We start from the raw sequence: 22,982 nt of genomic DNA, 5'->3' as shown, positions 1-22,982 counted from the left end.
CCCTACAGCTCCACAGGCTTTGACCAGAACACTTCAGCGCCGTAAACCTCAGTTGTTAGCACTTCATTGCGTTGGCCGTTGACGTTCTCAATTGCATGTACTGCTGGCTTGAACTGGCGCAGTGCATTGCAGTTGTCTACTTCTATTGCTGGCCGACGGCCCTTAATGTCGATGGCTTTAATTGCCACGCCGCGCTTATCAAGCACAGCGGCGCAGCGCGTTGCCGTTTCAAGCTGGTTTAACACTTGTTGATTACTTGCAATCATTTCAGCTCCTTAATGATGTCGGCGCTAACCACAGGCTCACCCAGGTTTGCCGCCATGTTCATCGCATTCACCAGCCAGTTATTAACCGTTAGCGGGTAACTCATGTCCTGGTGCTCGTCGGCGCGGCTTGCTAGGCCATAGCTCACCTTGGCTTGTAAGCGGCTACGCAGCTCGTCAATCGCGTCAGTCTCAATCACGCTCAAGTAGTTCACATTGCAACAAGCAAACTTATGAGCAATGTAATCGGTAATGCCACGCGCCAATGGCGGCACTGTCATCACGTTACAGCGGCGAGCAAACTCACGAATGTCGTAATTAGAAGGCGATAGCTTCTGCGCCAGCTCAGGCTGACCAATTAACACGATGCTGATTAAGCGGTTAAAGCCGTCTGTTAACTCCCAGATACGCTTCAAGTACTTAAGCACTTCGTTCGATAAATCGTGGCCTTCCTCAATCACCAGCACATGCTTGTTGCCAGCTTTAACACTGCGTTTAAGCGCGGTTTCAACCTTACGAGCACGGCGCTCAAGCCCAACGGGCAGGTTATTGATCTGCAGCTCTTCAGCCAGCGCATCAAAAATCATTTCCGCCGTTAAGCGCTTTTTATTGATGACCGTTGGCTCAATCACAAACAGCTCAGGGTGGTTGCGGTGGATGTACTCTAAAAAGCCCTTACGGACTTCTGACTTACCCGCACCACACTCACCAATCACGGCAAGAATGCTGCCGCCAAGGCTGGCTTGCACCATGGCCTCGCGTAGCAAGGTTTGTTGTTGGCTCATAAATAAGTCCGCTTCCGTGCGGATCTCGTTCTCAAAAGGATGACGAGACAATTTAAAGTGGCGTAACGTGCTCTGATGTAGCATTTCAGGCTCCGGTTGCTCAAAAATAATGGTGGGTTTACCAGTCGCAGAGGGCGTCTCAGGCGCAGTATCAGTTGGTAGAACCACGCCGTTAGCGCGTACATCCCACAACTTGCTTAGTTCCTCTTTGCTGCCGTACTGGCTTAGCTCATGGTTTATTGCAGTTACAATTTCCTCCTGTGTGACAGTTTTTGGCCATACGTTGTGGCGCAATGCCTGACTCATTGCCGCTGGCGACAGCTTTAAGCCATGGTTTTTTAGGGCATTGATTAGCTTGCTTTGGCTAATGCCATGCTTAATTAAGAAATCAATCACCCCGAACACGGGTTTTTGAATGTCCAAATCATTCCCCTTCATTGATGGATCGCTAAAAATCGTATTTAACTCCTCCTCTTTTGCCCTATTGCCCAACAGCTTTTCCATTGCACGGCGTATCTGGGTGCCAGATGCATTGCGTGGACATTTGTTGTCACTAGCGAGAGCACGTACCGAATAACGGCCAACCTCGCAGCCATCTTCATTTAGCTGTCGGAGTAGTTTCATGCTTGTTATGCCATTGCGTTTTAACACCTCGCCTATCGTTATTTCTCGTCTCATGGTTTTATCCTTATTTCACAAGTTTCAGTGGGTTAGCAGGCTGTAATAACTCACTTACAACGCCGCTAATGTCCTCATCGAACAAATCGCCATACTGAGCTATGCGCTCGCTTTCATGTGTCTCAAGCGGTCGGCCCAGTTCCGCCACAATCAAGCGCTTAGCGGCAATGCGGCTAAGGGGCTTACGTTCTGCAGGCTTAAACTCTTCGGTTAGCTCAATATCAACGCCGTCGCGGCGCATGAATGTCGGCATTTCAATGTCTTTGAGGTGTGAGTGGGCGTCGATTTCGCCCTTAAATGGGGTAACTTGCTTCGCTTTGGCTTTCTTAATCTGCTCCTGCGTCATGTCAGGGTAAGCCAGGGCGTCAGCGGCTTTATTGCGTTTTTCAACTTCTGTATCAGGCATAGCCTCAATGCTTTGGCCCCAAACAGGCGCATTTACATCAAAGCCCGCTTCGTCAAACTCTTTAGGCTCTAATACATGCTTAAAGCTCTCACCAAGGGTATTTGTAATCGTCACCATTACTTGGCAGGTGCCGTAGTAAAGCGGCGCTACAGCAACCTTTTCGCCAACGGCCACGTAGGCCAAATCTCTTACTGAGTACTGCAGCGAGCGGTTAGCCGATGGATGCCTAAAGCTAATCTCAAGGTTGCCGTTTACCTTCTTAGGCTTAGGCTCTGACTTAAGTAAATAGCGGCAAATTTCAATTGGTGGCAGCTCGCGCAATTTATCTGGGGTACGTAAAATGGTTTGCCACAGCTCATAACGAGCAATCTTGTTTGCCATGCCACGGCGAGTTAAGCGGCTATCTTGCTGCGGTAATAGGTTGGCATTCCAGGCGTTGTACCAACGCTCAGCTGCTGCATTTAGCTCTTCAACACTGTTAACAGGCTCAAAGCGTAAGCGGCTCTCAAAGTGGCACTCCACAATGTTGTTACAGCTTTCAACCTGGCCTTTGGCGCGCGGGTTCTTGGCCATGTGGGCAATATGCTCAACTTGCAGTGAGTTAAGGGCATTTTTAATCGCGCCGCTGGTGTTAGCTGAGCCTTTATCCCATACCAAAATATCAGGCACACCACGGAACACTCGGCCATCCACCTCTTGCCAGCAGTAAAGTAAGAAGTCCCAAAGGTTAGCGCTGGTCTCACCACGGCTTTGGTAATAGCGCACAATAATCGCGCCGCTGTAATGGTCAGTTAACACGTAGCGCCAGCATTTTAGGTTGCTAATCTTCTCTAGGTTCTCAGGCTTGTTGGCATACATGTCTGACTCATCAACAAACTTCTGCACTTTCTGCTCGCCGTTCGGCGCGTAATAAAGCAAGCAGTATGATGGGTCAACCTGATGCACATGGTTGGCATATAGCGATCGTAACTGTTGGTGCGGTGATGCTTGACGCTGGTCTTTAGCTGTACTCTTGCGTTGGCGTCGCAACTGATTAATGCGTGAGGTCGAAAGGTTAATCTCTCGGCCACTGCCCGCTAGCATTGATACTGCTGCCGTGGTCGGTAACGTGTGTTTACCGTTAGCGCGCTGACTCATGCGGGTCACAGCTTCGATTTCTTGTAGGGTGGTTTCATCTATCGAAGTAGTGCCAGCGTCAACTCGCTTTTTACGCTCAGCTTGCCAGCCAATGCGCTTTAGCTGGCGATATACAGTGTGCGACGACACACCATGCATTTTTTCAAAGGCTTTACGTAACGCCCCTCGATCACCAAAGGGGGCTGCTTCTAGCTGCTCCGCTAACTCGCGGTAGCTCTCTTGTAGGTTGAGATCTAAAGGGGTGTTAATCGCCATAGTTAACCACGCGCCTCCGCTTCTTGCTCAAGCGCCAGTATCTCTTCTTCGCTATACATAGGGCGGCTACGGGTCACGTAGTATTCAAAGCGATTGCGGGTTTCCATTGACAGCGCATTTACCGCTAAAAACAGTTGGTCAACACAGTGCAGTTGCACCACAGCCATATGCTCTAAGGCTTTCTCGCTATATTCAGCGGCAATATCGGCGGTGTTAATTAGCTCAGACACTTCATCAAGCTTGTCGGTCAGCTCAATGGCCTGTGCTGCTAAGGTGGTGCTTAAACTGTTCAGCTCATGCACTTGCTTAGCCCAGTCTTCAGGCTGTGGGCCTTTACTGCGCTGCTCTTGCAACTGCAGTAACTCTTCAGTGGTGTTATTCAGGCGGGTATTAATATCTTGCAGCATGCCGCTGCGTACTTCGGCTAATTGCTCTGAGTCTGCTAATTGGGTTTTTAACTCATCTTTCTCTTTGGCGTGCTTACTGGTGAGGTCTTCAATTAAGTCTTTCACCGCTTCTTTGTCGCCGCTATCAATGGCTTCACTTTCAATAACCAAGGTGCGGTCAGCTTCAGGTAGTTGGCGCAGCTTGCGTAAGTCGCGGTAGCCAAGGCCCATGTTTTGTGAGGCTTCAAAGAACTCTTCACCAAATAGCTGAAGGTTATTGAGGCGTTCATCAATATGTTGCTGGCTAGATGCTAAAATGTGCTTGCAGCATTCACCCCAATTACTGACGGTCAGTAGTTTTTCATCGGCACCAGTGTAAGTTAAACCCTTGTATGCCTTGGATTCCTTGATGTCAGCAACCAACTTCAATTCACTGACGGTCAGTAGTTTTGCTGCAAAGTTGAATGCCTGTGCTTGACCAATCTTTAGCAGTACATCTTGCTTAGATGCCAAAACCTCTTTGGTTTCTACAATCGCGGTTTCTTGCTCGGCACTGATTAATGTTTGTTCTTGCTTGCTCATTTTGAATCCTTGTCGTCGTGTTGCTGATCTTGTTGCTCATGTTGCAGTCGAGCGCGTTTGGTCAGCTTTAAAATGTGTCGGGTTAACATCTTGGTGTTGCCATTTAGCCTTGGTGGCTGTTCGCTGTTACCGCGCTCATGCATCAAGTGGTACGCGGCTACGGTTAAACACAACACCTCAAGTGCAGCTATTTTTTGGGCAGGTTTGTTGGCGTGGCAATCGACCAAAAACTGCTTGGTTGTTGCCAGTGCTAGCTGCTCGACCTGTTCACGGCTAAGCATGACAGCCGCCTAAAACCTGCGCGTTTTGACGAATTTCAGATAGATCTATGACTTTTGTATGGGCTGTAAACATGGTGGTTTCCTTAGGGTTAGTCAGCTAACAGGCTGTAGTTCTGCTGGTCTTGCTGTAGCTGCAACTGGGCTTGGTTTAGGTTGAGTGACACGGTATTGGCTATTTGCACCAGCTTGGGGGCGAGCCGCCAGCGGCTACTGTCTTGCGGTAAACGCTGTGCAAACTGAGCGTGTTCTAAATTGGCTAGCACGCGGGTAATGTTGGCTGGTGAAATATCGGTGCGCTTAGCCAGTTCGCCAGGGCTAATGCCTTTAACCTCATTGCCAGTCAGCGCCAAAATCACTTTTAGGGTGCGTTGAACTTGGTCGCTTAGGTAGCTGTTTTTATTGGCAGGGTTATTCATGGCGGCCTCCAGCTAAATCACCGGCTACTAAATCCAGCTGCGGTTGGTCGTGCTGCTCTATCTGCTTGTGGTGGTGGGCAATGTCTTGCAGGAGCGACTTAGCGGTTTTAAGCACTTCGTCAGCTTCAATGTCACCGTTCTGCAGGCTAAGTAGCTCTGCCACAAACTGCTGCATGTAGATGTTCAGCTCAATCACATCAGTATGCTCAGCGTTACGGGCGCTTGGCATCTTCACCAACAAGTAACCATGTGAGTGGGCTAAGTACTCGGTAACAAACGGGCGGCCACAGCGGCTATTCCCTGTGGTAATGGCTTCATAGTTAATCAGCTGATTAACAGGCATGTTGCCATTGCCTAGCCACTTATAAAGCGTGTCTACCGAGCTGGCCATGCGGTCACTAATACGCTCTACCGATAGGTTTTGCTTCTCTTTGCCATGCTCTTTGCAAAGGCGCAGTGCATGCGTCAGTGAGCTAGGTACCTGGCGTTTCCAATTTCTAGCAGGCATTAGAAAGCTCCTTAGCAACGCCGTTCCAAACAAATAATTGTTCTGCATCTATGCAAGTCAGTTGGTTTGTTCCATCTTGAATACAGGCAAAGTCGCGGTAATCAATTAAAAACGACGAGGTGTTGTTATGAGCAAGAGGCTGATTGATACGAACATGTACACGAAAGCGCTGTATCGCTGGCTCGGCGAACCCTATGCGCTGAGGCAGGTCACGCTTGCGGAATGGGTCGAGGAGGTCAACGTTCACCACGTCAGCAGTGAGACGGTCAAACTCAATGTGGTGAGTTTGCGCATGCGGCTGTTGCAGTTGTCGCAGTTGCGGCCTGCACAAAGGCAACAAGTAGTGCAATGGGGAGTTTGGGTCGAAGATACTGCCCTGCTGCAATGCTTGCGCTTTATCTTGCTGCGTGCAGCGAGCGGTTGTTGTGTTAGTCATTACGCACATTCCCAATTAGACGAATTATCTGATGAAGCCTTGAGTCAGTTCTTAATCAAATGGCTGTTATTGCCACGGTTGGTTAAGACGCCAGGCGCTCGCGAACTTCAGCAACCGCTTGCTGGCGTAAGACCTTAGCTGCTTTACGTTTGTTCGCGACTTCAAAATGATTGGGGAATGCTTGCTCAACGGGTACGCCAATGGCTTTGGCAACCGTAGTCGCTACTTTCATAGACTTGTTGTGATGGTTAATTACTTGGCTGAAATGGGAGCGTTTAATCCCAGTGGCCTCTTCCAGAATTGAAAGAGTGATACCTAGATCTCTTAGTTTGTCTTTGATTTCTTGGGCTTTCATGATTTAATCCTCATTGTTAACGGTGTTTACGGGTGGGCGTTCGTAAACAATGTGAGGTAACTATAAGTATGCATTCGCATACTGTCAATAGCATTTGTATATAAATGAATACTTTTTTTGAAAGATTGAAATCTGAACGGGTGCGTTTAGGGTTGAGTCAAACCGAATTTGCAGAGCGCTGTGGCGTTAAAAAGCTTAGCCAGTCTAATTATGAGACTGGTAAGCGTAAGCCAGATATTGAGTATCTAGCTCTCGCAAGACAGTTAGGATGTGATACTGAATACGTGATATCAGGTATGCGTTCAGATACCGATGACTTTGATTTTTACCTGCAAGAGCAAGCCATAGAAACCGTTGCCAAGTTTATTCACCGCAGTGGGCGTACATTGGCTCACCCAGAGCGGGTTTACCCTGTAGCAATGGAAATTTATCAAATGCTGAAGAAAGCCAAGGATGAGCAACAAGAGTTAGATAGCGTGGAGCTAGGAGCCAAGGTTATCAAACTGTTTGCAGCATAAAAGAATTTAGTTGTAGCTGTACGGAAGTAATGAATGGAAGACAATAATAACTTAGCGGATAGACTTGTAAATAAGTTCAATTTGGATGAAGTGAATAATCAGCTTAATGGCATACTGGGGCAACCACCTGATGAGGTTCGAAATGACGAACCTGCCAACAGCCACACCGCCAATCACGGCTCAGGAACACAATGCCACGGAAACGGCAACTTCATTTTTATCGCTCAATCCAAGGATAACGAAGCGACCCCGCAGCATCGCGAAGATGATCAGCCATTAACCGCATGCCAAAAGAAAGTTATTTCCTCGCTAATTAACGACATGCTTGATCGCACTGGCGACTATCCCAAGAAAAAACACACTCGTAGCCTTTGGAACTCAGTTGCAACTCATTGCGATGTGCCAATAGACCACGAAGGGAGGCGCTATCATGCCATCAAGCAAAGAGACTTCGAGCGGGCAAAGTGTTACCTCTACGAACAAGACACAATCGTACTAACAGCACATATTAAACACTTGCAGCAAAGCATCACGCTATTGCGAGACGAGCTACAGTTATCGGAAGACTTGAGAACGGATACTGATTACCAGCTCACCGACGCTCACCAAAAAATCGCTGCACAAGAAAGCGAGCTAAGAACGTTAGAGCGCGAGTTTGCATCAATCGAGAAGTCGCTGCGCCAGGTTGAACGCTTCAGCGTGGAAAAAGAACAAGCGCAAATGGAAGAAATACAGTACCTATTAAAAAAACAACTAACCCTCACTAAAGCCATCGGTTTATTCACCTTTGGCTTTGTTACCGCTCTAGGTGGGGTTTTAGCTCTGGCTCAATATTTACAAGGATGATTTATGAGTAACAAACTAGCCTGGCACATCAACGCCGACGGCCTCCACAACCGAGAAACTGATTCTACATACCCACTTAACCAAGTAGAGCTGGCGCTATCAGATGCTCAAGACAAAATGGCGATATGGCACAACGGCGAGTTGTTAGACATTATTCGCTCGTCACGCAAAACCTTTGATGCCGCCATTGAGATGGGCGCAACCCCAAGCGTCAACGATTGGCCACAAGATCTCGATGACCACAAGTATGGCCGCCCAGTAGAGGCCAAGCCTAAGTCTGTTACTCCGCAAGAGGACTTCGGTGCGGACAACGCAAACTTCTTGATGAGCTTAGCTTGGGTGCATTTAGCTGTGATGCTCTTGGCAAGCTTTTTCATTTTTGATGGTTTTGCGTCTATTGAATCACCTGGCCAATATGGTTCGACAGTGAAGCAAGCAAACCCTATAGGGTTGCTTATTAGCCTTGCCGTCTTTTTCGAAGCCATCCTAGGCACCGCAATACTCATGGCTATCGCGCATATGGGCAAGAACCTCATCGCTATACGTCAAATGATGGCCGCAAAATCATAATTACTCTTAATCACTTACCCTGGACTTAGTTGAATATGGCAAAAAAAGATAAAGCTCCAACCAAAGAGAAAAAACTCTATTACCGTCGCGCTGACTTTGGTTTGTTAGAATTAGATAGCACCCTGCAGGAAATGCTTTTTGATACGTTGGAAGACACCGATAGCGTTGGTGAAATAACTTTTGCCGGAGGTAATGGTACTGAAGTCCGTTGTGCAAACTATGATGTGCGTGATGGTGGCCTATGCATGCAAATTACCACCTATACGCCAGGTCAGGATACGTCAACTATTGTAACCGATAAGACTGCTGAACAGTCCGATGTAGACAAAGAAGGTGCGCCAGCAGGAAAGGACTTTGTTGATGGTGAGGCTTTTGTTTACATCAAAGATAACAACGTAGTCCTATGTACATCAAACGCTCGTGAGTCTTTAGCATCTAAGTACTTCAAGCTTCTTTTAGAGCATGGCCTACACGTGATCGAAAGCGAGACACTGCAGTTGGTCGTTGTAGCTAACGTAGATAAAATAGCCATAATCAAACGTGAAGGTGTGAAGAAAATCTCGCTAGGCTGCTCACTATTTGATGCCACACAACAGCGACTTGATAGAAAGAATAACCTTGTTGACAGTATTCTGGCGCATGCCGCTAAGCAAGCTAAAGCGATATTCAGTAAAGATGACACTCTTAAAGACATTGATGACAAAGAGAACCTAAACATTGAAGTCGCCTTGTCATTTGACGGTAACGAAGCAAGGTCTAAAGACAACAAAAAAATTCAAGGTTTTGGTGAAGTAGGTAAAGAAAGGCTTGAGCAATCAGCTAAGCTTTTAATTGAAGATGAAGAAGCCCCTGGTTTCAGCATTATCACAAATACAGATAAAGTTTTAACTCCTGACCAGGTGCGAGTAAACGGAAAGGCTAAGATAAACGTCCTGGGTAAGTCATTAATGAAAGGTGATGCGTGGGACAAGTTATGCCTGTATTATAAAGAGATAGAGGCAGAGGGAATTTTGGAGGAGTAATGAGCAGCATAGACGGGCAAAAAGTTTCTTTAGCCATAGCTGTAATCCTTTGGAGTATTCTCGGTAGCTACTTCGCTCAACCATTAGTTCATGGTAATGACTCGGCCACAACACTTATCGTTACAGTGTTCACTGTATTAGCCGGTGTGTTGATGGCTGTTATCACCCTAATTGGTGACCCCAAGTCCCTACCAAGTGGGAGTTGGCGCAAGGCAGAGCTTGCATATCAACGAACTTATAACCGTTTGATGCGCCATAAATGGCTGTTTTTGCTGTATCTATGGGTGTTGGCTCTCATTTTTCTGTCAATTCTATTTAAAGGTAAGCTCGCCAATTATCAGAGCGTGATCGAATATATATATCTGTTTTTAGCCAATGTGGCTTTCATTTTATCACTGCGTTTGCCGTCCTCACTTCTCGCTATACAGCTTGAACGAATTGAGTATGAAATCGAACAGCGTAGAAAAGATGCAGGTATCGAGAAAAAGTAAACCCAAGCTAATCTTTACTAACACAGGTTAATTAACCTCACAAACAAGCTCCAGCACACTATCAATATGTTGAATGTGCTGGAGCTTTTTTCATGGGTACAACCCCGCTACATGGGCGTTACTATAACAACCACATCCCCCACGGTGGTGACTCCCGCTATAGTCCAATTTACCAACTCGCTTTTGAGTATGTGCTGCTAGCCGAAGGTGGCTATTCCAACCACAAGGCTGACCGTGGCGGTGAAACCCTGTTTGGCCTTAGCCGCAAAGCTTACCCGCACCTCGACTTTGGCACCCTGACCATTGAAAAGGCTTATCGCATTTACCATCGCGATTACTGGCAAGTTTGCCAATGCGGCAAACTGCCTAATGTGCTGGCAATGGCGGTGTTTGACGCAGCTGTTAACCATGGCGCACGTAATGCCATTGAAATGCTGCAACGCGCGGTTAAAGCCAAGCCAGACGGATTAATAGGCCCTAACACGCTGGCAGCCATCAACAAATGCAACTTTAACGACCTGCTTACTGACTATCTTGCTCGCCGTAACCGTAAATACGCCCGCATAGTGATGAATGATTCAAGCCAAGCGGTGTTCTTGCTGGGTTGGATGCATCGTATCACCAAGCTGCAGTACGCCATTTATCAGGCTGCTAACCGTTACAGCTGGCAAGGCTGGCAATCGCGGAGGGCTGTATGAGTCTTAACGCCCGTTACCAACGCGCCAAAGATGCAGGCAGGCAGCGCCGCCTAGCCGCTGAGCTTGCTGGTATGTCAACTGCAGCTGTGCCGCTTCATAGCCACAACGCCACTTATCAAAGTGCTTTCCGCAAAGGTTGGCAGTCTGTTAACTCGATAGACATTAACGCCCACTTGCTAAAGCAACGCGCCCAAACCAGCCAGCGCACACCCAGCGTAGCGCGTCAGGCACTCAATGAAATTCATCAACTGTTCAATCGAGCTTAGGAGTAAACCATGTCTGCCAATGCTGAAACAGAAAGTCGCCGTATTGTTTGGCTTGAGGGCTTTGTTTGCGCCGTAGTCGCGTGCAATCTCGCCTGGGGCTTAACCCTAGTAACCATATTGATGCTCTCTTAGCCAAGCACTTAGCACTAGCCGCTTAGTCAAAGCCTTAGTAACAAACTACAACAACCAAGGAGCCACCATGAGCTGGTTTGACAATCTCGACTTAAAACAAACGGTATCTGCCATTGCGCCACTGGCTGGCAAGATTATTGGTGGCCCATGGGCTGCACTGGGTATTAGCGCTATTCAGTTAGCCCTGGGCACAGATGAAAGCGAGCCAGAAGCACTGGCTAAGCAAATTCAAAATGCCAGCCCTGAGCAGTTAGTGAAGCTTAGAAGCATCGATGCCGACTTAAAAACCAAGATGAAAGAGCTAGATATTAAAGAGCAAGAGTTGGAGTTTAACGATCGCGCCAGCGCACGCACCATGTTTAGCCAAAACAGCCTGCCGCAAATCGTGCTGTCGGCCTTGTTCGTGGTCGGTTACTTCCTAGTAACCGGCTTATTGGCCTACTACGCCGTAGGGTCCACTCAGGGCATTGAAATTAACCCTTTACTGTTTGGCATGCTCGGCACCGTGATTGGGGTGCTTACTGCCGCTATTCCGCAGATTCTCAACTTCTGGTTTGGTTCATCCAAAGGCAGTCAAGACAAAAGCCAGCTACTTGCCAACCCATCAAACTCCCCATATTCCAAGAGCAAGGAGGCCAAGTGATGACAGATGTTATCGATAAAGCTTGTGAGCTTGAACAGCGCCAGCGTGATAGCGCCATTAAGCGCCAGCTGCAACACACGGCGCACCATGGAAACGACTGGCAACAACGCACCTGCATTGATTGTTATGCGCCCATTGGCACAGAGCGTTTAGTGCTAGTGCCCAATGCCAAGCGCTGCATTGAGTGCCAGCTTGACTACGAACACGAACAAAAAAAATTGCGAGGTAAGCGTGGCTGAGTTCGTTGAGTTTATTAACGTCAATTTCAAGTGGATATCCGCAGTTGTGTATTTGGCGTTCGTGGGGCTGTTTGCCTGGTTCCACATTCGCTTTACTCCAAGGAAAGACCACGACCAGCTGAGCAACAAGGTTAGCGACCATGCTGAGCAGTTAACCAAGGTGCAAGCGGATATGAAGCACTTGCCGACCAAAGAGGAAGTCCACCGCCTGGACAAAACCCTAAGTGGCTTAACTGAAACTATCAGTGCGACCCAAGAGGGCGTTACCCGCCTTGAGCGCAAGACCGACATGCTACTAGAGAATGAATTAAGGAATGACTAATGGCCCTGAAAACCATCATTAACGAGCATCAGCGACTGGTGATCTTACGCTTGCTGAGCGAAGTACCAGGCTATGACTTGAATGAGTCAATTTTGCAAGATGGCCTTGATGCCTACGGCCTCGACATTAGCCGCGATGCCCTGCGCACTCAGCTGTCGTGGTTAGCCGAGCAAGGCTTGATCACAGTTGAGACGGTGGAGAGCACGCAAAAAGCCATGCTAACCGCACGCGGTGAAGACGTCGCCACTGGCCGCGCCCATGTGCCTGGTGTTAAGCGCCCACGCGCTGGGGAGTAGCTATGAGTGATAAGCCAGATAAGCCAACCCGTGGCCGTCGCTCTAAGGTAGACATGTTGCCTGATGACATTCGCAAACACCTGGATGCAGGCTTACGTGATGGCTCAATCGACCAGATTGATTTACTCGATGAAATCAATGCCTTGATTGAAGCTGCTGGGTTAGATGACAAGCAAAAACTGAGTCGCAGTGGCCTGAATCGCTATGCCACCAAGATGGAAGCCGTGGGCAAGAGCTTGCGCGAGATGCGTGAAATCACCCAGGTATGGACTGCAGAGCTTGGTGATAAGCCCACCGGTGAAGTGACCAAGCTTATCCTTGAGATGGCGCGCTCGCAGCTGTTTAAAGCGCTACTTAACGAAGACGAAGAAGCAGCAGACGTGGGCATGATTAAAGATGCCATGCTTGCAGTGCAGCGCCTTGAGTCAGCGGCAATGGCCAGCCACAAGCGCGAGAAAGAAATTCGCAAAGCCTTTGCTGAAGAAGCGGCGAATGCAGCTGAAGTTGTTGCGCAGCAGGCTGGGTTAACCCAAAGCGCTGTTAACACCCTCAAAGCTGAGATATTGGGGATTGCCTGATGAGTAAGCCTGATTTCAACCAAGCGCTAAACCAAGACCCAATCGCACAAGCGGTATCGGACGCGCTCACGCCGTTCGACCCCAATGAGCTACTGCTTGGCTACCAAAAGCGTTGGATAGCCGATGAGTCTCAACTCAAAATTGCTGAGAAGTCTCGCCGTACAGGTTTAACCTGGGCAGAAGCGGCTGATGCGGTATTGGCGGCGTCTGCCTCACGCAGCGCAGGAGGGACTAACCATTTCTATGTTGGCTCAAACAAAGAGATGGCGCGCGAATTCATTGATGCTGCTGCCATGTGGGCCAAGGCATTCAATAAAGCTGCAGGTGAAATTCAAGAAGAGATATTTCGTGATGCAGATGGCGACAAAGACATTCTCACTTTTGCCATCTACTTTGAGTCAGGCTTTAAAATTCAGGCGTTATCATCTAATCCAAGCAACCTACGTGGTATGCAGGGTAACGTCACCATTGATGAGGCCGCATTCCATGAGCGCCTAGCAGAAGTACTAAAAGCGGCGAACGCACTCACCATGTGGGGCGCAAAGGTGCGCTTAATCTCAACCCACAACGGCACAGATAACCTGTTTAACGAGCTGATTAACGACTCCCGAGCAGGTAAAAAAGCCTACAGCGTTCACCGCATTACCCTTGATGATGCCTGTGCTGAGGGCTTGTATAAGCGTATTTGCCAAATTCGCAAGATTGAGTGGAGCCAACAAGCTGAGGATGAATGGAAGCAAGGCTTACTCAAAGCCACGGCCACCGAAGAAGATGCCCTAGAAGAATACTACTGCGTACCCAAAAAAGGCGGTGGTACTTACATCAAGCGGGTGTTGATTGAAGAGGCCATGGTTAAAGATGGCTCTATCCCTATCATCACGTTAGAAGCCCCTAAAGACTTTGAGACCTGGAGCGAGCAGCACAGGCATATTCAGGTGCGAGAATGGTGTGAAGAAATCCAGCTGCACATAGACAAACTCGACCCCAGCTGCCACCACGCCTTTGGTGAAGACTTTGCCCGCAAGGGTGACTTATCTATCTTCTGCCCACTGCAGATTAGGCCAGATTTGAGCAAGCGAGTGCCTTTTGTGCTTGAGCTAAGCAAGCTTCCTTATGATGCCCAGCGTGAGGTGTTGTTCTATCTGTGTGACCGCCTGCCGCGCCTACGGGGCATGTCATTTGATGCCACAGGTAACGGCGGCTACTTAGCAGAGGCTGCCATGCTGCGTTATGGCACCGATATGGTTGACCAGGTGATGCTAAACGACAAGTGGTACCGCGAGTGGATGCCAAAGCTCAAAGCCGAGTTTGAAGATCTCAACCTAGAAATACCACGCCACCAGGACATTGTTGACGACATGGGCAAAATCAAGGTGGTCAACGGCACGCCCAAAATCGATAAAGGCTCAGACAAAAGCAGTGTTACAGGCTTGCAGCGCCACGGCGACTTTGCCGTGGGCCTACTCATGGCCGTGCGCGCCAGCTGGATGGAAGGTGGCGTGATTGAGTTCACCCCATTGCCCAGTAAAAAACGCACCTTCGACAGCGCCAGCTTAAGCGAACGCGACCACAGCTACCCAGACCACAGTGACGACTATCAATATAATTATGAGCGAGGAGCCTACTAATGGCAGTTCACCAAACCGACAAGAACGGCACCCGTTACAAGGTTAAGCACTTAACCAAGGTGCAAACCGATGAGGCCGAGCTTGGCCACTTGCGCACCCACTATGCTAACCACCCAAGTAGCGGCCTTACCCCAAGCAAACTGGCAGCGCTGCTTGAAGCGGCTACCCGTGGCGACCTGATTGCGCAGTGTGAGTTAGCCGAAGACATGGAAGAGAAAGACGGCCATATCTTCTCTGAGCTACAAAAGCGACGCCGCGCCCTGTTAGGTGTGGACTGGAAGATTACGCCGCCACGTAACGCCACAGCTGGCGAGAAGCGTGACTGTGAAATGCTGCAGCAGCAGTTTGAAGACATGCTGTTTTTAGATGACACCATCTTTGATATGTCAGACGCCATCTTAAAAGGCTTTTCAAATAGTGAAATCATTTGGCAGCGCCAGGGCGAGCTGTGGCTGCCTCGCGGCATAGAGCATCGTGACCCAAGCTGGTTTATGACTCACCCGGCTCAGCAAGTAGGTGAAAACCGTAATGAGCTAAGGCTAAGGGACAATACCGCTAACGGCGCAGCCCTCAACCCCTTTGGCTGGATACAGCACACCCATAAGGTGAAATCTGGCTATCAGGCACGCAATGGCTTAGTGCGTGTGCTTGCCTGGCCGTTCCTGTTTAAAAACTTCTCTATGCGCGACTGGGCAGAGTTTCTTGAGATCTATGGTTTGCCACTGCGTTTGGGTAAGTACCCTAGCGGCGCTAACCCTGAAGAAAAGCGCACCTTGCTCAATGCCGTTATGAGTATTGGCCATAACGCGGGTGGCATCATCCCCAAAGGGATGGAGATTGACTTTGAGAAGGCAGCAGATGGCGACAGCAACCCGTTTGAAAACATGATCGGTCATCAAGAGAAAACCATCTCTAAAGCCATTCTAGGCGGCACGCTGACATCACAGGCCGACGGCAAAAGCTCAACCAATGCGCTTGGCAATGTACACAACGAAGTGCGCCAAGAGCTGCGCGACTCAGACCTAAAACAAATCGCCAATACCTTAAGCCGTGACCTAGTGCTACCCATGTACATGCTTAACGGCAAGAGCTACCGCAGTGAGCTGCGCGCCCCGCGTTTTGAGTTTGACTTAGTAGAGGCAGAAGACATTGGCGCTTATGCCGAGTCATTGCCAAGGCTGGCTGAAGCAGGCTTGCAAATTCCTGTAACCTGGGCACATGAGAAACTGCAGATCCCCGAGGCCAAACAAGGCGAGCCAGTACTGCAGGCATCGAGTGCTCAAGGTGTGACAACAGAGCTAGATGAATCATTAGACAGGGCTGATCGGGCACGGAAGGAGGCGGTCAAAGCCGCACTCAAGCACAACAGCATTAAGCGCAACCTTGCCATCTTAAAACAAGGCGCAGGCGTAGAGGATGACGACAGCCTGGATATGTACGTTAACAAACTCGGCGCTGAGGCGCTGCCTGTGCTGGATGTACTCACCAACGACATTCAACAGTTGGTGAATAACGCTGAGTCACTAGAGCAGCTGCAGGAGCAACTGGCATCACTTGATCTTGATATGGACGACATTAGCGAGACGCTACAAGTGGCCTTGGCCACCGCTGAGCTAGTGGGCCGATATGATGTCAGCGAGGGTAATTGATATGCCGGCTAATGCTTACTTTGGCTCGCTGCCATTCATTCAGCAGATCAACTTCTTTCGTAACAAGCTTAATCTGCCTACCGAGCATTGGGATGATATTTGGCAAGGCAGTCATGCCAGGGCGTTCGTAGTGGCAGGCGCAATGAAGCACGACTTACTCAACGATATGCGCAAAGCGGTAGATGCTGCCATTGCCGATGGTAAATCACTCACCTGGTTTCAAACCGAGTTTAAAAACATTGTCGCTAAGCATGGCTGGCAACATACTGGCAGCGCCCCATGGCGGGCGAATGTTATCTACTCCACCAATATGCGCCAGAGTTACAACGCAGGCCGTTGGCAGCAGCTGCAGCAGTTCCCATACTGGCGGTATGCTCATGGTGATAGCCGCGTACCGCGCGAGTTGCATCTGAAATGGCATGGCACCATTTTGCCAAAAGACCACCCTTGGTGGGACACCAACTTTCCGCAAAACGGCTGGGGCTGTAAGTGCCGCGTATACGGCGTGAGCCAAATTCAAATGGACAGGAAAAAGTTAAAAGTCAGTCAAGCGCCCAATGACGGCGTGCGCGACTGGACAAACAAAGCCACAGGTGAAGTGCATCAAGTGCCTAAGGGCATTGACCCTGGCTTTGACTATAACGTTGGCCAGGCAAACCTAGGTCAGCGATTAACCACAGCGCAAATGCAAAAGTGGCAGGCACAAAAAGCCGATGCCTGGCAAAGCCTCACTAACCACTCTTGGCAGTCACTTAACCTGATTGAACAGCTTCCAGTCGTGCCCTCAAGCACCGCCTTAGCTCAAGAAGCTCAAAGCATTAATGAGCTGCGTGATACCGTCACCAAAGCCTTTGGCACAGAGATGGTGGTGCCAGGGCCAATTGATAGCTTGTCGGTGTATGTCAATAGCGAGTCGTTAGTTGAGCACCTAAGCAAAGACTTGCACCGCTCGCGCTTTATCCCGCTGCTAAGTGAGGTGATCTCCACCCCGCAAGAAGTATGGGCGGTATTTGAAAAGCACATAGGTACAGGCAAGGTGGAGCTGAGGCTGAGATACATCAAGGTAGTGAAAGCGGGTAAAAACAAAAGTTTGCTACTGGTGGCGCAAGTGGTTAAAGGGCGCATTGAGGCGTGGACGTTCATCCCATTTAAGCCTGGTAGTTATCTCAATAAGCAGCGACGTGGCAGTTTGTTGTATTCAGCAGATGAACATCGAAATGACTGAAGGTAAGTTGAAGTGCCTGTTATCCGTGTGGTGATAGCTACACCGGCAATTAATTCTCACGCCACACCGCAACCGAATTAATCCACCTGCAACTAGTATAAACAATAATCAATCGAGGGAACAAGATGGCGGGCACATTCATTAAAGTTGAGGTTAAGGGCGGCACCATTGCAGAGGCTGCGTTTGCTCGCTTGGCTAGGCAAGCTGACAACCTAAGCCCAGCCCTTGCTGATGTTGGTGAGTTTCTAGTTGAGAGCACGCAGCAGCGCTTTGTTGATCAGCAAGCCCCCGATGGCACCCCATGGCCAGAGCTAAGCTCAGTCACCCTTGAGCGCAAAAAGCGCGGCGATCGTATCTTAACCGAGAGCGGTACCCTGGCAGATACCATTCACTACCAGCTGTTTGGCGATCTACTGCAAGTTGGCTCTAACCAGGAGTACGCAGCTATCCATCAGTTTGGTGGTGTCACCAGTGCTAAGAGCATGTTCGGCAGTCAAGAGATGCCACAGCGTGAGTTCTTAGGCATAGCCCCCTTTGAGGAGCAAGAGGTGGCCGACATCATTACCGCCCACCTGCAGGCCGCCCTTTATCAAGGTTTATCAGATTAAAGTTAAACGCACTGAGCGGCGTTTTAAGCCGCGCAAACTTATTTTAGCCGTCATTAGTCGCGCATCGTCTTATAAGCGCTCACAGGAATTTATAAACGCTTTATAAATTTGATCTGCATGCAAGTTTTAGCAGCCCATGCGTTTTGATCCACACTCACCCCATTTGTTTTACTAACACAGGTTAATACAGCCTAGGGTTTCATCGCGCCATGATGAAGCCATGAAAACACAAACTTCACATTTGGGCTTAGCCGTCCTTAGCGCACAACACCACAGCGACCTGCCAGTGCTGAGTTTCTCTGTTGGGCAAATTGACACGCAAAACAGCAACCGCGTGCAAATTCTGCCAGATGGCGTCTTTACTCCTGATGATGGTCGCAAAGTGGACACCCTACAGGGACATTGGCTCATGGATGAGCATGCTTTTGCTGCGCTAAAAGCGCAAGCCGCACTGCGCGCCAATGACTACCACTTTGACTACGAGCACCAAACCATTCACTCCGAAACCAATGGTCAGCCAGCACCTGCCGCGGGTTGGTTTAAAGACTTGGAGTATGTGCCAGGTGAAGGCGTGTTTGCCAACAACATTAACTGGACTGATAAAGCCAAGCAGTTCATTGCTGATAAAGAGTACCGCTTTGCCTCTGCAGTATTTGCCTACGACAGAGTGACAGGCCGCCCAACTCAGTTAAAGCATATCGCGCTCACCAATGCCCCAGCCCTGGATGGCATGAACGCCATTGCCGCATTAAAACGCGTTTCCCAACCATCAACCCAACACCCAACTGGAGACTCCACCATGAATGAAGCACTGACGTTACTGCTTAGCATGCTCGGCATTGAAGAAGCTGGCGACTTATCTAATGAAGTCGCGCTAAAGGCGGCTAATGAAAAAGCCAAAGTGGCCATTGCCGCGCTTAAGGCCAAAGCCGACCAAGCTGGCAACTTAGAAGCAGAGCTAAACACCGCCCGTGAATCCGTTGCCGCGCTAAAAGCTAAGCAAACCGACGGCAACAAGGTCGATTTATCTCAGTACGTGCCTATGAAGCTCTATGACGAACGCGTGCAAGAGATTGCTGTGCTTAAAGCCGGCAGCGAGCAGCAAAGCGTTGAGCAGTTGCTGAAAGACAATGCCGACAAGATTTTGGCCTCTGAAAATGAATTTCTCACCGAGTTTGCTGAGCAGCAAGGCGTTGCCGCACTTAAGTCGATGCTAGATAACCGCGTAGCCGTGGTGGCGCTGAAGTCACAGCAAAGCCAAGGCCAACAGCAACACATTGATGACGAACAGTTAACCGATGAGCAGTTGTATGTGGCTGAGCAGCTGGGTATCGACCCCAAAGAGTTTAAAACCTAAGGGTTACCAACGCTTTTAACGATTTAAAACACCTTTTCAATATCAACAACTAGGAGCAATACCATGGCGATTGTCACTCCAACGCTACTCACCAATCTGTTTACTGGCTATCAAAAGAACTTTGAAGCCGGTAAGTCAGAAGCTATGCCACAGTTCAGCAAAATTGCCACTGTGATCAAGTCTACCACCGCCAGTAACACCTATGGCTGGTTAGGTAAGTTCCCCAGCCTGAAAAAGTGGGTTGGCGATCGCACCATTAAGTCAATGCAAGCCCATGGTTACACCATTGTTAACGAAGACTATGAAGCCACAGTGGGCGTTGACCGCAACGACATTGAAGATGACAACCTAGGTGTTTACGCGCCTATTTTCACTGAAATGGGCCGTGCGGCAGCCATCCATGCTGATGAGTCATGCTTCCCACTGTTAGCTGCAGGTTTCACCACTCTTTGTTATGACGGGCAAAACTTCTTTGACACAGACCACCCTGTGAACGACCAGGCCGATGGCCAAGGTGCTGATACTTCCGTCGCCAACATGGTAGATGAATCAGGTACCTATAGTGGCCCAGCTTGGTTCTTGCTCGATACCTCCAAAGCCATCAAGCCAATCATCTTTCAGCAGCGTAAAGCACCGCAGCTCATTGCCATGACCAAGGCCGATGATGAAGCGGTATTTATGAGCAAGCAGTATCGCTACGGCGTGGACTGTCGTGACGCTGCAGGCTTTGGTTTCTGGCAAATGGCCTTTGCCAACAAGCGTGAGCTTAATGCTGACAACATGTGGGACTCAATCAAGCGCATGCGTGAGTTCACCGCTGACGGTGGCCGCAAACTGGGTATTAAGCCAACTCTGTTGGTGGTGCCGCCAGAGCTTGAGAAAGAGGCGACCCGCATGCTTGAGCGTGAGTTGGATGCCAACAGCACCAACGAACTCAAGGGCCGTGTTGGGCTGTTAGTCGCTGATTACCTGTAATCACTCCCTAAAGCCTGATGCTGCGCTTAAGTGCTATGTGCTTAAGGCGCAGCATCACCACCAACTTATTCATTAGAGGAAACCATGACATGTCTACGATCATTAGCCTCATCATTATTCATTGTCTCGCCCATACTGGTTACCGCCGTGCTGGACTTGTGCTCTGTAATGGCGAAAACGAGTATCCCGCTGCTGACATTACCGACGCGCAGCTGCAAACGCTCAAAGCTGACCCACGTCTTAAAGTCAGTACTAAAGAGCAGCAATTACCAGCGCGTGAAATTGATGCGGGCAAAGCACTGCAAAACCAAACACCATTGGATGATGTGGTACTGGGCTTAACTTTTGCTCAGGCTGTTGCCAAGTTAGACCCGCACAACAAAGACCACTTCACCAGCTCAGGGAAGCCGCAATGTGATGCCCTTGGCGAGCTGATGCAAAAGCCGGTATCTGCTGCTGAACGTGATGCTATGTGGCAAGACTACCAAACCCAAGCTACTGCTGAAGCTGATGCGCCTGAGCAAACAGCTGAGCAAGCAGCCGAGCAAGGTGCTGAGTCAGAGCAAGAGCTAGCCCAAGAGCAAGAGGACGCTCAGTAATGGCTAGCGTCTACGCCACGACCCAAGACATGGTTGCCCGCTTTGGTGAGCAAGAGCTTATCGACCTCACCGACAGAGACGGCAGCCAGGGCAGTATCGTTAGCGACGTGCTCGATACCGCCTTGGCCTCAGCCAGTGCCTTGATTGACGGCTACCTAGCTGGCCGTTACCAACTGCCCATGACCAATGCACTGCCAGTGCTGGCAGACCTATGCTGTGAAATTGCTCGCTACAAGCTGTATGACGAGGAAGCTCACGAAGCCGTTCAGCAGCGCTTTAAGGATGCTGAGCGCTTCTTAGTGAAGGTATCAAAGGGTGAAATCAGTCTTGGCGTAGACACCGCTGGTGAAAGCGCCACATCCACTGACCTGCCGCAAATTGAAAGTGCAGGCTCAGTGTTTGCGCGCGACAGTGCTAAGGGGTTCATCTAATGGAGTCTCTTACCGCGCCCATTATTGCCCACCTAAGCCAAGGCACTGCCAAGTACCCAACGCTATGGCGTCAAGTTGAAGGATTACTGCAGTTGTCTGAGCTTGGCACAGCTAGCAAAGGCCCTAAAAAAAAGCCTGCTTTATATGTGGTCGAGCTTAGTGAGACCGCACTTGCTGATGTGCGCGGCACCAATGCCCCAGCGCTGCAAACCGTGCGCTGCCAAATTGGGGTGTTGATAGTGGCCGACAGCAAGAACGGCCAGCACAAAGACTTAACCCCACTGCGTGCAAGGGTGCGTGAATTGCTGTTTGGTTTTACGCCCACAGCTGATGCCGAGCCATTAACCCTAGTAAGTGGCAGTCTGCGCCAAATTAAGGGCAGCTATGTGGCCTGGTTAGACACCTTCGCCACTGAGTACACCGAAGATGCAAACAGCTACTAATGCTGAGCGTTAACACAAGCAAGACAAATTAAGGAGCGCCGCCATGGCCCGAAAATTCGCTAAAAAAACCGTGCTATTTGCCACTGAGACCATCTATGGTCTTGATGCGATTTTTGCCGGTGAAACCCCAACCCCAGCCATGTGCCGCGACGTAAAAATTGTGCCTATGGCAGGTGAAAACACTGCCCTTGAGTACGACAACGGCGTACTGGGTAACAGCGCCGAAATTGCCACCGATACCTATGTCACCCTTGAATTTGGCGTGGACTGGTCAGGCTCTGGCACCGCCAACAAAGCCCCAGCCTGGGCGCAGTTAATGGATGCCTGTTTGCGTAAAACCACCACAAATGCTGACAACGTGGTGATGACCATTGACGATGAAGGCACTGCCAGTTTGACCATCTACTTCTATTTAGATGGCGTATTGCACTCCTTAGTGGGCGCACGCGGTAGCTTCAAAATTGGCCCTAAAGCCAAAGAGTTCCCGCAGTTAATGTTCAACTTCACCGGCTTATTTGTGCCGGTATCAGCAGAAGCCATGCCACCAACCGACTTTAGCGCTTGGCAAACACCGCTGAAGGTGGGCGTGGAGCACAGTGCCTGCACCTTAGATGGCAACGCCATCAAGTTGCTCAGTTATGAATATGACCAGGGCAACGAAGTGGTGCACCAGGAATACGTTGGCCATGAAGAAGTGATCATCCCTAACTATGCCCCAAGCGGCAAAATGGTGATTGAAGCTGCCAGCCTAGGCGAGCTTGACCCGTTTGCCCTTAATACTGCCGTACTGCCATTCGAGTTTACCCATGGCCCCGTTGGCAACCAGGTGCAGCACATTGTGCCCAAGATGCAGCTAGGTCGCCCTGAGTATGGCGAGCAAGACGGTACCTTAACCTACGAAATCCCATTGCGCCCAATCGGCAATGGCGATCAGTTCGTCACCAAATAGCGCTAAAAG

32 protein-coding genes are annotated in these 22,982 nt (G+C 49.6%); 23 read left to right on the top strand and 9 right to left on the bottom strand.

Going from position 1 to position 22,982, the window contains the following annotated elements; translation table 11 throughout:
• Positions 1–2: 2 nt before the first annotated feature.
• From G3R49_RS12610 to G3R49_RS12570, 9 genes are all read right to left on the bottom strand, one after another.
• Positions 3–266: a hypothetical protein gene (locus G3R49_RS12610; RefSeq protein ID WP_167869902.1), complete on the bottom strand. Its 264-nt coding sequence runs from the start codon at positions 264–266 to the stop codon at positions 3–5.
• On the bottom strand, positions 263–1,726 hold the full coding sequence (locus tag G3R49_RS12605) for an ExeA family protein (RefSeq protein WP_167869901.1): 1,464 nt from the start codon (positions 1,724–1,726) through the stop codon (positions 263–265). Before G3R49_RS12605 ends, G3R49_RS12610 begins: the two co-directional genes overlap by 4 nt.
• Before the next feature lie 10 nt (positions 1,727–1,736).
• The gene (locus G3R49_RS12600) at positions 1,737–3,524 is read right to left on the bottom strand and encodes a DDE-type integrase/transposase/recombinase (RefSeq protein WP_167869900.1); all 1,788 of its coding nucleotides are present in this window, start codon (positions 3,522–3,524) and stop codon (positions 1,737–1,739) included.
• 2 nt (positions 3,525–3,526) lie between these two features.
• Positions 3,527–4,492, bottom strand: coding sequence for a hypothetical protein (locus G3R49_RS12595; protein WP_167869899.1), 966 nt, complete (start codon positions 4,490–4,492; stop codon positions 3,527–3,529).
• Positions 4,489–4,773, bottom strand: a complete 285-nt coding sequence (locus G3R49_RS12590) for a hypothetical protein (RefSeq protein WP_167869898.1) — start codon at positions 4,771–4,773, stop codon at positions 4,489–4,491. Before G3R49_RS12590 ends, G3R49_RS12595 begins: the two co-directional genes overlap by 4 nt.
• 89 nt (positions 4,774–4,862) lie before the next feature.
• On the bottom strand, positions 4,863–5,189 hold the full coding sequence (locus G3R49_RS12585) for a MarR family transcriptional regulator (RefSeq protein WP_167869897.1): 327 nt from the start codon (positions 5,187–5,189) through the stop codon (positions 4,863–4,865).
• On the bottom strand, positions 5,182–5,697 hold the full coding sequence (locus G3R49_RS12580; RefSeq protein ID WP_167869896.1) for a flagellar protein FliT: 516 nt from the start codon (positions 5,695–5,697) through the stop codon (positions 5,182–5,184). Before G3R49_RS12580 ends, G3R49_RS12585 begins: the two co-directional genes overlap by 8 nt.
• Entirely contained in the window at positions 5,687–6,133 is a 447-nt protein-coding gene (locus tag G3R49_RS12575; RefSeq protein ID WP_167869895.1) for a hypothetical protein, read from the bottom strand. Before G3R49_RS12575 ends, G3R49_RS12580 begins: the two co-directional genes overlap by 11 nt.
• Before the next feature lie 82 nt (positions 6,134–6,215).
• Positions 6,216–6,488 carry a helix-turn-helix domain-containing protein gene (locus G3R49_RS12570; RefSeq protein WP_167869894.1) on the bottom strand — a complete coding sequence of 91 codons (273 nt, stop codon included), beginning with the start codon at positions 6,486–6,488 and terminating at the stop codon, positions 6,216–6,218.
• A 104-nt stretch (positions 6,489–6,592) separates the two neighbouring features.
• Between G3R49_RS12570 and G3R49_RS12565 the strand changes: the two genes are divergently transcribed.
• The 23 genes from G3R49_RS12565 (at position 6,593) to G3R49_RS12460 (ending at position 22,973) form a co-directional block, all read left to right on the top strand.
• Positions 6,593–7,006, top strand: coding sequence for a helix-turn-helix domain-containing protein (locus G3R49_RS12565; protein WP_167869893.1), 414 nt, complete (start codon positions 6,593–6,595; stop codon positions 7,004–7,006).
• A 33-nt stretch (positions 7,007–7,039) separates the two neighbouring features.
• Positions 7,040–7,852: a hypothetical protein gene (locus G3R49_RS12560; RefSeq protein WP_167869892.1), complete on the top strand. Its 813-nt coding sequence runs from the start codon at positions 7,040–7,042 to the stop codon at positions 7,850–7,852.
• A 3-nt stretch (positions 7,853–7,855) separates the two neighbouring features.
• The gene (locus G3R49_RS12555; RefSeq protein WP_167869891.1) at positions 7,856–8,422 is read left to right on the top strand and encodes a hypothetical protein; all 567 of its coding nucleotides are present in this window, start codon (positions 7,856–7,858) and stop codon (positions 8,420–8,422) included.
• Positions 8,423–8,457: 35 nt separating this feature from the next.
• The gene (locus G3R49_RS12550; protein WP_167869890.1) at positions 8,458–9,444 is read left to right on the top strand and encodes a hypothetical protein; all 987 of its coding nucleotides are present in this window, start codon (positions 8,458–8,460) and stop codon (positions 9,442–9,444) included.
• Positions 9,444–9,935 carry a hypothetical protein gene (locus G3R49_RS12545; protein ID WP_167869889.1) on the top strand — a complete coding sequence of 164 codons (492 nt, stop codon included), beginning with the start codon at positions 9,444–9,446 and terminating at the stop codon, positions 9,933–9,935. Before G3R49_RS12550 ends, G3R49_RS12545 begins: the two co-directional genes overlap by 1 nt.
• A 92-nt stretch (positions 9,936–10,027) precedes the next feature.
• Positions 10,028–10,633 carry a glycoside hydrolase family 108 protein gene (locus G3R49_RS12540; protein WP_167869888.1) on the top strand — a complete coding sequence of 202 codons (606 nt, stop codon included), beginning with the start codon at positions 10,028–10,030 and terminating at the stop codon, positions 10,631–10,633.
• The gene (locus G3R49_RS12535) at positions 10,630–10,899 is read left to right on the top strand and encodes a hypothetical protein (protein WP_167869887.1); all 270 of its coding nucleotides are present in this window, start codon (positions 10,630–10,632) and stop codon (positions 10,897–10,899) included. Before G3R49_RS12540 ends, G3R49_RS12535 begins: the two co-directional genes overlap by 4 nt.
• 9 nt (positions 10,900–10,908) lie before the next feature.
• Positions 10,909–11,031, top strand: a complete 123-nt coding sequence (locus G3R49_RS20245) for a hypothetical protein (RefSeq protein WP_280954607.1) — start codon at positions 10,909–10,911, stop codon at positions 11,029–11,031.
• A gap of 67 nt (positions 11,032–11,098) precedes the next feature.
• The gene (locus tag G3R49_RS12530) at positions 11,099–11,674 is read left to right on the top strand and encodes a hypothetical protein (protein WP_167869886.1); all 576 of its coding nucleotides are present in this window, start codon (positions 11,099–11,101) and stop codon (positions 11,672–11,674) included.
• On the top strand, positions 11,674–11,913 hold the full coding sequence (locus G3R49_RS12525; protein ID WP_167869885.1) for a TraR/DksA C4-type zinc finger protein: 240 nt from the start codon (positions 11,674–11,676) through the stop codon (positions 11,911–11,913). Before G3R49_RS12530 ends, G3R49_RS12525 begins: the two co-directional genes overlap by 1 nt.
• Positions 11,906–12,235: a DUF2730 family protein gene (locus G3R49_RS12520; protein WP_167869884.1), complete on the top strand. Its 330-nt coding sequence runs from the start codon at positions 11,906–11,908 to the stop codon at positions 12,233–12,235. Before G3R49_RS12525 ends, G3R49_RS12520 begins: the two co-directional genes overlap by 8 nt.
• Positions 12,235–12,531, top strand: a complete 297-nt coding sequence (locus tag G3R49_RS12515) for an ArsR family transcriptional regulator (protein WP_167869883.1) — start codon at positions 12,235–12,237, stop codon at positions 12,529–12,531. The genes G3R49_RS12520 and G3R49_RS12515 overlap by 1 nt, the downstream gene beginning before the upstream one ends.
• A gap of 2 nt (positions 12,532–12,533) precedes the next feature.
• A complete protein-coding gene (locus G3R49_RS12510; RefSeq protein ID WP_167869882.1) occupies positions 12,534–13,109 on the top strand; it encodes a DUF3486 family protein in 576 nt (191 codons plus the stop codon).
• Positions 13,109–14,737, top strand: a complete 1,629-nt coding sequence (locus tag G3R49_RS12505) for a terminase family protein (RefSeq protein WP_167869881.1) — start codon at positions 13,109–13,111, stop codon at positions 14,735–14,737. The genes G3R49_RS12510 and G3R49_RS12505 overlap by 1 nt, the downstream gene beginning before the upstream one ends.
• The gene (locus G3R49_RS12500; protein ID WP_167869880.1) at positions 14,737–16,386 is read left to right on the top strand and encodes a DUF935 domain-containing protein; all 1,650 of its coding nucleotides are present in this window, start codon (positions 14,737–14,739) and stop codon (positions 16,384–16,386) included. The genes G3R49_RS12505 and G3R49_RS12500 overlap by 1 nt, the downstream gene beginning before the upstream one ends.
• Position 16,387: 1 nt before the next feature.
• Positions 16,388–17,611 carry a PBECR2 nuclease fold domain-containing protein gene (locus G3R49_RS12495; protein ID WP_167869879.1) on the top strand — a complete coding sequence of 408 codons (1,224 nt, stop codon included), beginning with the start codon at positions 16,388–16,390 and terminating at the stop codon, positions 17,609–17,611.
• A gap of 125 nt (positions 17,612–17,736) precedes the next feature.
• Positions 17,737–18,219, top strand: coding sequence for a phage virion morphogenesis protein (locus G3R49_RS12490; protein WP_167869878.1), 483 nt, complete (start codon positions 17,737–17,739; stop codon positions 18,217–18,219).
• 220 nt (positions 18,220–18,439) lie between these two features.
• Complete coding sequence (locus tag G3R49_RS12485) at positions 18,440–19,576, top strand: phage protease (RefSeq protein ID WP_167869877.1); 1,137 nt, start codon at positions 18,440–18,442, stop codon at positions 19,574–19,576.
• A 63-nt stretch (positions 19,577–19,639) separates the two neighbouring features.
• Positions 19,640–20,551, top strand: a complete 912-nt coding sequence (locus tag G3R49_RS12480) for a Mu-like prophage major head subunit gpT family protein (RefSeq protein WP_167869876.1) — start codon at positions 19,640–19,642, stop codon at positions 20,549–20,551.
• A gap of 89 nt (positions 20,552–20,640) precedes the next feature.
• A complete protein-coding gene (locus G3R49_RS12475; protein WP_167869875.1) occupies positions 20,641–21,150 on the top strand; it encodes an HI1506-related protein in 510 nt (169 codons plus the stop codon).
• Positions 21,150–21,581, top strand: coding sequence for a gp436 family protein (locus G3R49_RS12470; protein WP_167869874.1), 432 nt, complete (start codon positions 21,150–21,152; stop codon positions 21,579–21,581). Before G3R49_RS12475 ends, G3R49_RS12470 begins: the two co-directional genes overlap by 1 nt.
• Positions 21,581–22,024 carry a hypothetical protein gene (locus G3R49_RS12465; RefSeq protein ID WP_167869873.1) on the top strand — a complete coding sequence of 148 codons (444 nt, stop codon included), beginning with the start codon at positions 21,581–21,583 and terminating at the stop codon, positions 22,022–22,024. The genes G3R49_RS12470 and G3R49_RS12465 overlap by 1 nt, the downstream gene beginning before the upstream one ends.
• A gap of 43 nt (positions 22,025–22,067) precedes the next feature.
• Positions 22,068–22,973: a hypothetical protein gene (locus G3R49_RS12460; RefSeq protein ID WP_167869872.1), complete on the top strand. Its 906-nt coding sequence runs from the start codon at positions 22,068–22,070 to the stop codon at positions 22,971–22,973.
• Positions 22,974–22,982 lie beyond the last annotated feature (9 nt).

This window comes from Shewanella sp. WXL01, from assembly GCF_012263345.1.
In the GTDB taxonomy this organism is placed as follows: domain Bacteria; phylum Pseudomonadota; class Gammaproteobacteria; order Enterobacterales; family Shewanellaceae; genus Shewanella; species Shewanella maritima.
The sequence above is the reverse complement of the archived record's forward strand: the minus strand, read 5'-3'. Positions and strand labels throughout refer to the sequence as shown.